Source organism: Phocaeicola plebeius, from assembly GCF_003437535.1.
Taxonomy (GTDB): domain Bacteria; phylum Bacteroidota; class Bacteroidia; order Bacteroidales; family Bacteroidaceae; genus Phocaeicola; species Phocaeicola plebeius_A.
On record NZ_QSQT01000036.1, the window covers coordinates 22,020 to 33,053 of the forward strand.

General features: G+C 47.1%; 10 protein-coding genes. 6 read left to right on the forward strand and 4 right to left on the reverse strand.

Annotation, left to right across the window (positions count from 1 at the left end; genetic code table 11):
* Window positions 1-105 precede the first annotated feature (105 nt).
* Both DXD04_RS14550 and DXD04_RS14555 read left to right on the forward strand, forming a co-directional pair.
* The gene (locus DXD04_RS14550) at window positions 106-1,404 is read left to right on the forward strand and encodes a phenylacetate--CoA ligase family protein (RefSeq protein WP_022053342.1); all 1,299 of its coding nucleotides are present in this window, start codon (window positions 106-108) and stop codon (window positions 1,402-1,404) included.
* 12 nt (window positions 1,405-1,416) lie between these two features.
* Window positions 1,417-1,845 (forward strand): hypothetical protein, encoded by a 429-nt coding sequence (locus DXD04_RS14555; protein WP_022053341.1) that lies wholly within the window; start codon window positions 1,417-1,419, stop codon window positions 1,843-1,845.
* On the opposite strand, the gene DXD04_RS14560 is transcribed toward DXD04_RS14555, so the two are convergent.
* Window positions 1,842-2,231 carry a GtrA family protein gene (locus DXD04_RS14560; protein WP_022053340.1) on the reverse strand — a complete coding sequence of 130 codons (390 nt, stop codon included), beginning with the start codon at window positions 2,229-2,231 and terminating at the stop codon, window positions 1,842-1,844. The genes DXD04_RS14555 and DXD04_RS14560 overlap by 4 nt on opposite strands.
* A 35-nt stretch (window positions 2,232-2,266) precedes the next feature.
* The gene (aspS, locus tag DXD04_RS14565) at window positions 2,267-4,030 is read right to left on the reverse strand and encodes an aspartate--tRNA ligase (RefSeq protein WP_117673918.1); all 1,764 of its coding nucleotides are present in this window, start codon (window positions 4,028-4,030) and stop codon (window positions 2,267-2,269) included.
* Between the two features lie 213 nt (window positions 4,031-4,243).
* Between aspS and trxB the strand changes: the two genes are divergently transcribed.
* The 4 genes from trxB (at window position 4,244) to DXD04_RS14585 (ending at window position 9,728) form a co-directional block, all read left to right on the forward strand.
* Entirely contained in the window at window positions 4,244-5,191 is a 948-nt protein-coding gene (gene trxB / locus DXD04_RS14570) for a thioredoxin-disulfide reductase (RefSeq protein ID WP_117673919.1), read from the forward strand.
* A gap of 27 nt (window positions 5,192-5,218) precedes the next feature.
* Window positions 5,219-8,038, forward strand: a complete 2,820-nt coding sequence (locus DXD04_RS14575; protein WP_117673920.1) for a M16 family metallopeptidase — start codon at window positions 5,219-5,221, stop codon at window positions 8,036-8,038.
* 180 nt (window positions 8,039-8,218) lie between these two features.
* Window positions 8,219-8,749, forward strand: coding sequence for a C40 family peptidase (locus DXD04_RS14580; RefSeq protein ID WP_178287591.1), 531 nt, complete (start codon window positions 8,219-8,221; stop codon window positions 8,747-8,749).
* 13 nt (window positions 8,750-8,762) lie between these two features.
* The gene (locus DXD04_RS14585; RefSeq protein WP_259296138.1) at window positions 8,763-9,728 is read left to right on the forward strand and encodes a DUF4858 domain-containing protein; all 966 of its coding nucleotides are present in this window, start codon (window positions 8,763-8,765) and stop codon (window positions 9,726-9,728) included.
* 13 nt (window positions 9,729-9,741) lie between these two features.
* On the opposite strand, the gene DXD04_RS14590 is transcribed toward DXD04_RS14585, so the two are convergent.
* Together DXD04_RS14590 and DXD04_RS14595 are read right to left on the reverse strand one after the other, a co-directional pair.
* Window positions 9,742-10,116: a DMT family protein gene (locus DXD04_RS14590; RefSeq protein WP_007558495.1), complete on the reverse strand. Its 375-nt coding sequence runs from the start codon at window positions 10,114-10,116 to the stop codon at window positions 9,742-9,744.
* Between the two features lie 78 nt (window positions 10,117-10,194).
* The gene (locus DXD04_RS14595; protein WP_117673924.1) at window positions 10,195-10,872 is read right to left on the reverse strand and encodes an MIP family channel protein; all 678 of its coding nucleotides are present in this window, start codon (window positions 10,870-10,872) and stop codon (window positions 10,195-10,197) included.
* Window positions 10,873-11,034: the final 162 nt, after the last annotated feature.

Genomic DNA, 11,034 nt, shown 5'->3' on the forward strand with positions numbered 1-11,034 from the left:
CATTTGAACAGTATTAAAAGAAAAATGAAAGTTTTTATTTGGTTTTAGTTTATTATTTCTATATTTGTGCATCAAACAACGAAAAATAATATGAAAAACGACCAAATGTACTTGCATCCTGAAGTGGAAACCTTGTCGAGACCGGACATTGAGAAACTTCAGTTGAAACGGTTGAAAGCAACCATCGACCGTTGTATGCATTCTCCGTTCTACAAGGAACGCTTTCAGCAATGCGGCATCAAACCGGAAGATATACAGTCACTGGAGGATTTACAGAAAATCCCTTTCACTACCAAACAGGATTTGCGCGACCATTATCCGTTCGGGCTTTCTGCCGTGCCTTTGGAAGAGGTAGTCCGTCTCCATTCTTCCAGTGGTACCACAGGAACTCCTACCGTGATTTTGCATACACAGCACGATTTGGAAGAATGGGCCAATGCCGTAGCACGCTGTCTGTATATGGTGGGACTGCGTAAAGGAGATATCTTCCAAAACTCTTCTGGCTACGGTATGTTTACCGGTGGCTTGGGTTTCCAGTATGGTGCCGAACGTCTGGGTATGCTGACTGTCCCAGCTGCTGCTGGCAATACCAAGCGGCAGATTAAGTTTATCACTGACTTTGGTACTACTGCTCTTCATGCCATCCCGAGTTATGCCGGCCGTTTGTATGAAGTGATGGAAGAGATGCACATTGACCCGCGCCGCGATACCCATCTGAAGACTTTGATTATCGGAGCTGAACCGCATTCTGACGAACAGCGTCGCCGTATTGAACAGATGCTGGGCGTAAAAGCCTATAACTCTTTCGGTATGTCGGAAATGTGTGGCCCGGGGGTAGCTTTTGAATGCATGGAACAGAACGGACTCCACATTTGGGAGGATTATTATATCGTAGAAATTGTGGACCCTGTCACACTGGAACCGGTACCCGAAGGCGAAGTGGGCGAACTGGTGCTGACCACCATTAACCGTGAAGCAATGCCGTTGCTGCGTTACCGTACGCGTGACCTGACCCGTATACTTCCGGGCGATTGTCCTTGCGGACGTCATCACAAGCGTCTTGACCGAATGAAAGGCCGCAGTGACGACATGATGATTCTCAAGGGTGTCAATATCTTCCCGATTCAGATTGAGAACATCTTGTTGCAGTTCAAGGAACTGGGTAATGAGTACCTCATTACGCTGACCAACCTTGATGCGAACGATGAGATGACGGTGGAGGTAGAATTGAATGACTTTACCGATGACTACGGATTCCTTCAGAACCTGACCAAGGAAATTACCCGCCAGTTGAAAGATGAAATTCTGATTACCCCACGCGTGAAACTGGTACCTAAAGGAAGCCTGCCCGTACAGGAAGGAAAAGCCGTGCGCGTGAAAGATTTACGAAAAACATTGATTTAAAAATAAAAGAGTATGACCATACATCAACTATCTGTTTTTGTAGAAAATAAGTCGGGCACACTGCTTCAGGTGCTTGAACTACTGAAAGAAGCGCATATCCAGTTGATTGCTTCTACTATATCTGATACTGTAGAGTACGGCATCTACCGTATTATCTGTTCCGAGCCGTTGCGTGCCTATGAAGTATTGAAGGATGCGGGTATCTCAGCCAATGTATCCGATGTGTTTGCCATCAGTTTGGACAATGAACCGGGACGGGCTGCCGATGCCATCCGCAGCTTCAGCGAAACAGGCATAGGTATTTCCTATCTCTATTCCTTCTTGCTGGGAGGAAAAGGTATACTGGTGTTCCGTACCGACAATACGGAGAAAACGCGTGAAGTGATACTGGAAAAGAAACTTCAGTATATTGAAGAAGAAAATCTGATGAAAATGGCCTAACGGAAAGTCAGGCGGCGATTGCAAATGAAGTTGACGGCACCGTAGATAAAGAGTCCGAGGAATTGTGCCAGGTATTCATTGCAGTGAAGAAGCTCTACGAGCATAAGAAGAAAAAGGAACTGCGCACTATAAGCCAGTGCGAAAGCACCAATAAAAAATAGCATCTGATGCCAGATGCTATTTTTTTTGTCATCTGTTTCAAGCGGAAAAATCCAGTATTTGCACCAGATAAAGTTATGTATCTGTGCCACAATATATGCGCATATATTAGCTATAATATAACTCTCGCCCTCGATGTGCATCAACAGCCATACTACGAAAGCTGCAATCAGAGCATTGAGCGTTCCTATTATTGCAAAGCGTATAATCCGTACCGATTCCTTCATCCGGTTACTTTCTTGTCTTTTTCCTTGAAACGTTATTAATTATTTTCCTTGATGTCAATTTTCAGATTCAGTTCATCCAACTGTTTTTGGTCGAGGAAGCCAGGAGCATCCAGCATCACGTCACGTCCAGAGTTGTTCTTCGGGAAGGCGATGCAGTCGCGGATAGAATCCAGACCGGCAAACAGAGATACCCAACGGTCAAGTCCGTATGCCAGACCACCGTGAGGAGGTGCACCAAACTTGAAGGCATTCATCAGGAAGCCGAACTGTTCCTGTGCTTTCTCTGGAGTGAATCCAAGAATTTCGAACATCTTAGCCTGCAATGCTGAATCGTGGATACGGATAGAACCACCACCTACTTCCACACCGTTGATAACCATATCGTATGCATCGGCACGAACGGCAGCCGGATCGGTATCCAGCAAAGGAATATCCTCGTCTTTCGGGTGAGTGAACGGATGGTGCATAGCCATCAAGCGGCCTTCTTCTTCGCTCCATTCGAACATCGGGAAGTCTACTACCCACAGGCAAGCAAACTTGTTCTTATCGCGCAAGCCCAGCTGGTTACCCATTTCCAGACGCAATTCGCAAAGTTGCTTACGAGTCTTCATGGCATCGTCACCACTCAGAATCAGAATCAAGTCACCCGGTTTAGCACCGAATGCTTCTTTCATCTTCTGCAGCACTTCCTGGCTGTAGAACTTGTCTACGCTTGACTTCACGGTGCCGTCTGCTTCAATACGTGCATATACCATACCTTTAGCACCAATCTGCGGACGTTTTACGAACTCTGTCAACTGATCCAGCTGCTTGCGAGTGTAGTGAGCTGCACCTTCTGCACAGATACCACCGATATAAGCTGCATTGTCGAAAACAGAGAAACCGTAGCCTTTCAGCACGTCCATCAGTTCGACGAACTTCATGCCGAAACGCAAATCCGGTTTGTCACTTCCGTAATACTTCATGGCATCTGCCCACGGCATACGTAAGAACGGTTCTGTAAGTTCCACTCCGCGAAGTTCCTTGAACAAATGCTTGGCCATACCTTCAAAAGTATTGATGATGTCTTCCTGTTCTACGAAGCTCATCTCGCAGTCAATCTGTGTAAACTCAGGCTGACGGTCTGCACGAAGGTCTTCATCGCGGAAACATTTTACAATCTGGAAGTAACGGTCGAAGCCGGAAACCATCAGCAACTGCTTTAAAGTCTGCGGAGACTGAGGCAATGCGTAGAACTGTCCCGGATTCATACGTGAAGGAACCACGAAGTCGCGTGCACCTTCCGGAGTAGAACCAATCAGCATCGGAGTTTCCACTTCCAGGAAGCCCTTGCTATCCAAATAACGGCGTACTTCCATCGTCATGCGGTGGCGGAGTTCTAGGTTCTTGCGTACAGCGCTACGGCGCAAGTCCAGATAACGGTATTTCATACGAAGGTCATCTCCCCCGTCCGTATTATCTTCAATAGTGAAAGGCGGTGTCTGGGCTGAATTCAGAATATTCAGTTCCGATACGATGATTTCAATTTCTCCTGTCGGGATATTGGCATTTTTGCTGGAACGTTCGCTTACCGTTCCTTTCACCTGAATCACGAATTCACGTCCCAGGTGGTTGGCACGCTCACAAAGTTCGGCGTTCACTTCCGTGTTGAACACCAACTGCGTAATACCGTAGCGGTCGCGGAGGTCCACAAATGTCATTCCTCCCATCTTACGTGCACGCTGCACCCATCCGGCCAGTGTCACGTTCTTGCCTGCATCGGCGAGTCGTAACTCACCGCAAGTATGACTTCTAAACATATCTTTATTAAATGTTAGTTTTATCTAATTGACGGGCAAAGTTAGCATCTATTTTTCATTTATGCAATAAAAATCCCCCTTCAAAGGGCGAATAAGAATGAATAAAGAATGCATATTTCCGTAAAATCTCTGAATAAATAAAAGGAGTATTCTAAAAAATATATACTTTTGTTCTAGAATTATTCAAATTAAGACAAACTATATTCCAAATTTATGGCAACAGAACATGTAAAATGCCTGATCATCGGATCAGGCCCCGCAGGATATACGGCTGCCATTTATACCAGCCGTGCCAATCTTTCTCCCGTACTTTATGAAGGAATCCAACCTGGCGGTCAGCTTACTACGACTACCGAAGTAGAAAACTTTCCCGGCTATCCGGAAGGCGTAACCGGCCCGGTGCTGATGGACGACCTGAAAAGACAGGCTGAACGTTTCGGCGCCGATATTCGCAACGGAATTGTGACAAAAGCTGATCTGAGCAAGGCTCCTTATACATTTGTGGTAGACGATGAAAAGGAAATCACCGCCGATACCGTGATTATTTCTACCGGTGCTACTGCCAAATACTTAGGATTGGAAGACGAAAAGAAATACGCGGGTATGGGTGTTAGTGCTTGCGCTACTTGCGACGGCTTTTTCTATCGTAAGAAAACCGTAGCTGTAGTAGGTGGTGGCGATACTGCCTGCGAAGAAGCTGTGTACCTGGCAGGACTGGCCAGCAAGGTATATCTTGTGGTACGTAAGCCGTTCCTTCGTGCTTCTAAAATCATGCAGGAGCGTGTACTGAATCATCCGCACATTACCGTATTGTTTGAACACAATGCTGTAGGTTTGTTTGGCGATAACGGTGTGGAAGGCATGCACGTAGTGAAACGTATGGGTGAAGCCGACGAAGAACGCTACGATGTGGCTATTGACGGATTCTTCCTGGCCATCGGTCACAAACCGAATTCTGATATTTTCAAGCCGTGGGTGAAAACCGATGAAACCGGTTATATCATTACTGAAGGCAATACTCCGTGTACAGGTGTTCCGGGCGTATTTGCTGCAGGCGACGTAGCTGACCCACATTACCGTCAGGCTATTACGGCAGCCGGAAGCGGATGTAAGGCAGCCATTGAGGCAGAGCGTTATTTGTCGGCCAACGGACTTCTTTGATTACTCACAACCTAAATAAAAATTACGATGAAAGTTTTTAAATTAAAAAGAACTTTTGCGGCGGTAATTTTAGTGGGAGGTGCGATGACTGCATTCGCCCAACAGATGCCGCCCATTCCGACCGATCCCAACGTGCGTATCGGTAAGTTAGAAAACGGATTGACCTACTACATCCGTCACAACGAGTTGCCCGACAATCAGGCCGACTTCTACATTGCACAGAAAGTGGGTTCTATCCTGGAAGAAGACAACCAGCGTGGTCTGGCACACTTCCTGGAGCACATGTGTTTCAACGGAACCACTCACTTCCCCGACAACCTGCTTCGTGAATACCTCGAAACCATCGGTGTGAAGTTTGGAGCTAACCTGAACGCTTATACTTCAGTAGATGAAACCGTGTATAATATTTCTAACGTACCGGTTATCCGTGACGGAATCGTAGACTCTTGTCTGTTGATTTTGCACGACTGGGCCAACGACCTGACACTTGCTCCGAAAGAAATCGACAAGGAGCGTGGAGTTATCCACGAAGAATGGCGTACACGCACAGGAGCTATGATGCGTATGTATGAAAAGGTATTCCCTTCCATGTATAAAGACAGCAAGTATGCCTATCGTCTGCCTATCGGAACGATGGAAGTGGTAGACAACTTCCCTTATCAGGCATTGAGAGACTATTATGAAAAATGGTACCGTCCAGACCAGCAGGGTATCGTGGTAGTGGGCGACATCAATGTGGATAGCATTGAAGTAAAAATCAAGAAGCTGTTCTCTCCGATTGAAATGCCGGCCAACGCTGCAGAACGTAAATATTTCCCTGTGCCCGACAATGATGAACCTATCATTGCCGTGGCAAAAGACAAGGAACAGCAGGTGCCCATCGTATATCTGTTCCACAAACACGATGTAGTGCCTAACGATCAGAAGAACAACATGGGTTATCTGGTAATGAACTACATGGTTTCTTCTATCGAAAGCATGCTTAACAGCCGTTTGAACGAGCTGACCCAGCAGGCTAACCCGCCGTTCATTGAAGCTGGTGTACAGGATGGAGATTACCTGGTGGCTAAGACAAAAGGAGCATTTGCGGCCTTTGCTGCAGCCAAGGAAGACGGCATCATCCTGACCACAGAAACGTTGATGCGCGAAATTGAACGCGTGCGTCAGTTTGGTTTCACAGCTAGCGAGTATGCCCGTGCAAAAGCTGATTACCTGCGCGGACTGGAATCAGCCTACAATGAACGTAACAAGCAGCGTAATGCAAGTTATGTAAATGAATATGTGCGTCACTTCATTGACAATGAACCGATTCCGGGCATTGAAAATGAATATGCCATCATGAACCAGATTGTGCCGAACATTCCGGTAGATGCTGTCAATCAGGTAATGAAACAGCTCATCACAGAGAAAAACATCGTGTTGAGCGTGTTCTGTCCGGAAAAAGACGGTATGAAATATCCGACGGAAGCCGAACTGAAAGCCGTAATCGACAAAGTAAAAGCTGAAAAGCTGACAGCTTATGTAGACAAGGTATCCGATGAACCGCTGATGAAGGAAAAACCACATGCTGGAAAGGTAGTGAAGACAGAACAGGGTGTGTTCGGTTCTACTATCCTGACACTGAGCAACGGTGTGCGTGTCATTCTGAAACCGACAGATTTCAAGGCCGACGAAGTACGTATGCAGGCCTTCAGTCCGGGTGGAACTTCTTTGTTCAACGATAAAGATGTATTGCAGTTCGCTCTGATTAGCCAGATTGCTTCATTGGGTGGACTGGGCAATTTCAATTCTGTAGACCTGGATAAAGTTTTGGCCGGAAAGATGGCATCAGCCAGCGCAATGGTTAACACCTATTCAGAAGGATTGTCAGGAAGCTGCTCTCCGAAAGACTTGGAAACCATGCTTCAGCTGACTTACCTGCGCTTCACTGCACCGCGTATGGACCAGGAAGCCTTCACTTCTTTCATCACACGTAACAAGGCTGCTCTGGCTAACCAGGAAGCTGACCCGATGACTGCTTTCAGCGATTCTATCAACGTAGCACTTTACAACCGTCATCCGCGTGCGTTGTCTATGAAAGCCGACATGCTCGATAAGATTGACTACAACAAAGTGATGGAATTCTACAAGAACCGTTTTGCGGATGCCAGCGACTTTACCTTCATTCTGGTAGGTAACGTAGATACAAAAACAGCTACTCCGCTTATCGAGCAGTACCTGGGTGCACTGCCTGCTACCAAGCGAAACGAAAAATTCCGCGATACAGGCATGGCCATCCGCAAAGGACACTTTGAAAACAACTTCGTGAAGGAACTGGAAACCCCGAAGGCTACTGTGCTGATGGTATATTCTGGCGACTGCAAGTATAATTTGAAGAACAACCTGCAGATGAGCATGCTTGGTCAGTTGCTGAACATGGTTTACCTGCGTACCGTACGTGAAGATGCCGGTGGTACATACGGCGTAAGCTGTAACGGAAGCCTGAGCAAGTATCCGACAGAGAAAGGTGCCTTCCAGGTATACTTCGATACTGACCCGAACCGTCGTGAAGAAATGGTGAAACTGATTAACGAAGGTATTCAGGAATTCATCGAAAAAGGTCCGGTTAGCGAAGACCTGAGCAAGGTGAAGGAATACATGCTGAAGACTTACAAGCAGAACCAGAAAGAAAACGGTTACTGGATGAATATCCTGAACACTTACTACTGGGAAAATCTGGATATGAATACCGGATACGAAGAAGCCGTGAACGCTATCAGCGGTGACGACCTGAAAGCTTTTGCCAAGACCTTCTTCGGACAGAAGAACGAAGTGGAAGTCAGCATGAGCTCTCCGGTACAGAAATAATATACCATAAATAATCAATTTGTAAAGGCAGCGTCTTTCCCGTTTTCGGAAGAGGCGCTGTTTTTTTATGTAAGATACAGGAAAAAGCAAAATGAAACAATCTTCAACAGGTTCTAAAATACCCTAAGTACCTATCCATGTAACAAGGATATTACGTACATTTGTTCAAAATAAGCAATCATGTACAAATACTGCATCACTCGTTTTTCGACATATATATTATTCGGGCTCTGTCTCATACTTTCTTCATGTGGCACACGTGCTCCGCGCGTGGACTACCGCGAACTGGCACGTGCCGCTGTGCGGCTGGAAATGGATATTGATGCCGGCGACAATCATCGTCTCTACGTGGAAGTGGCCGACTGGATTGGAGTGCCCTACCGCCATGGGGGAGCCACTCACCGGGGAACAGACTGTTCAGGCTTCACTTCAGCTGTCTATAAAAAAGTGTACCACAAGAAACTGCAACGCAGTTCTGATGCCCAGCGGACGGAAAATTGCCGAAAAATATCCAAGCGCCAGTTGCAGGAAGGTGACCTGGTGTTCTTCCATAACGGACGGCGTAAACGCGTTGCCAATCACGTAGGCATTTACCTGAAAGACGGAAAATTCGTGCATGCCAGCACCAGTTCCGGCGTCATTGTCAGCCGGCTGGAAGAACCTTACTATCGCAAGTGCTGGATGCAGGGAGGACGAGTAAAAGGACTATAAACACGTACACGGCATGAACTACTCTTTACATTTATCATCCCGGCTGACACTGATTCTATGTACAGTCGGCATCCTGCCCGCCATGAGCCAGCAGCAGGAAAAAGAACTGCAACTCAACATGGATGCAGTAAAAATGATTCAATTTGACTTTAATCCCCTACCCAAACAGGAAAACAAACCATTGGAAGCCCCGCTGAACAAAAAGTGGATGGACTTCAAAGTGGATTTGAAAGTGCCCCGCAGCCTGATTGATACCACCAAAGTGTGGAAACCGGAAAGTTATGTCCGCATGGAGCCTTACACCATCTGGACCCGTTTCGGAGAAGATCCTGTATACGATGTATTGGTAGCCGGTCGGCCCAAGCAGTGGGAAATCTCCTGGACACTGAATCCCAACCGCGTATATGCCGACGAAGAATACGGACGCAGCATCAAGCCTTCCACCGGACGGATGTATGAAAGTGTGGGAGGCTCTGCAGGTGTAGGTATCGGTATCGGCGGACTCGATTTCATGGGCTTCATCTATGACAACATGACCCGCCGCGGGCGCATGCTGGCACACAACCGCAAGCATGCCAATGCCTGGAAAAGGTATGCTGACTATCAGCCCACGGCTGCCGACAGCTTAAAAGTGCCCAACTTCTACCGTCAGCTCCGTAAACAGCAGGCAGCCGACAGCACGCAGACATTGCTTACCTTTCAGCCGGCTTTTTCGGAAGCTCCTCTCCTGCCCATTTACGCCGCTCCTGACTCCGTAAAAAAACAAGCGGAGATTCGGCCCGATACCGTAAAAGAGGAGAAAAAGAAAAACCCGCAACCAGCGCAGGCGGAGGATGCGGGAAACTTGTATGAATACATTCGCCAGAAAGCAGCCGAGGACTCTATCCGGCGAAAAGAATTCTTCCGAAAAGATAAAGTCAGAAGCAACCAGTACGACGTACAGCGTGAAATCCAGCGCCTACGCGAACAGCAGAACTGACAAGCGTCTTATCTCACTTCTTGAATACGAAATATACAGCCAATATCAGGCAGAAAAATGCAGCCAGGTGGTTCCATTTCAACTCCATTTTGAACGCAATCATGGAGAAAATGGTAAACACGGCCAGCGTAATCACTTCCTGAATCACTTTCAGCTGCATGATGTCAAACGGTCCCCCACTATCTCTGAACCCCAGACGGTTAGCCGGAACCTGCAGACAGTATTCAAAAAAAGCAATGGCCCAGCTGAACGCAATCACCCCAATCAGCGGTAGTGAAGCAAACCAGCTGAACTCTTCACGCATCTTCAAGTGGCCGTACCAGGCAAACGTCATGAAGATGTTCGAGAAAATCAGTAAAACAATCGAATAAATACCTTGTGATAGCATATCTTTTTCCTTATTTAAAAATCGGCTGCAAAGATACGTTTTTTAAATGAAAAAGACATGCTATCCTCGTGTCTTTACTTATTCAGTACGAAGGAATTTCCACACCAGCGCACTGAAAGCTGCTCCCACGAAAGGTGCCACGATAAAGAGCCAGAGCTGTTCGATGGCCTGTCCGCCTTCCATTAAGGCCGGTCCGATGCTTCGTGCCGGATTCACGGATGTGCCCGTAATCGGGATACACACGATGTGAATCAGTATCAGCGTAAGTCCGATGGCCAGTCCGGCCAGGTTGCCAGCTCCTTTCTTTTCGTCCGTGGCAGCCAGCGCCACCAGCACAAAGATAAAGGTAAACACGGCTTCGGCCAGGAACGCCTGCCCCATGGCATCAGACGCAAAGCTGTTGGAGCCTGTGATCGTCGGTCCTCCGTGTGCACCGGTCGAAACTAATAGTGTAAGAATCAGTGAGCCGATAATGGCGCCCACAACCTGAAACAGCATGTACATCAACGCCCGTTTCGTTTTCATGCCTCCCGACAGCCATACACCCAGTGTAATGGCCGGATTGATGTGGCAGCCGGAAATGTTTCCTATGGTATATGCCATGGCGATGACAGAAAGACCGAATGCCATGGCCACTCCGATGGTTCCTACACCGGCACCCACTGTGTCGGCCACTCCTCCTGCAAATACGGCGCTACCGCAGCCCAGCAGTACAAGAACCATAGTTCCGATTAGTTCAGCTACATACTTTTTCATAGGCATTACATTTAAAATTCGCGATGCCCTAATTTAGTATTTTCGCCGGAGAAAAACAAGATTGCTAATGATTTATTAACTTAAAAATCAGACAAAAAGAGGTCTGCCGGAAAACTGTAGTGTACTAAATAAGTTGACACAATTTATTTAGTAACATGCGTA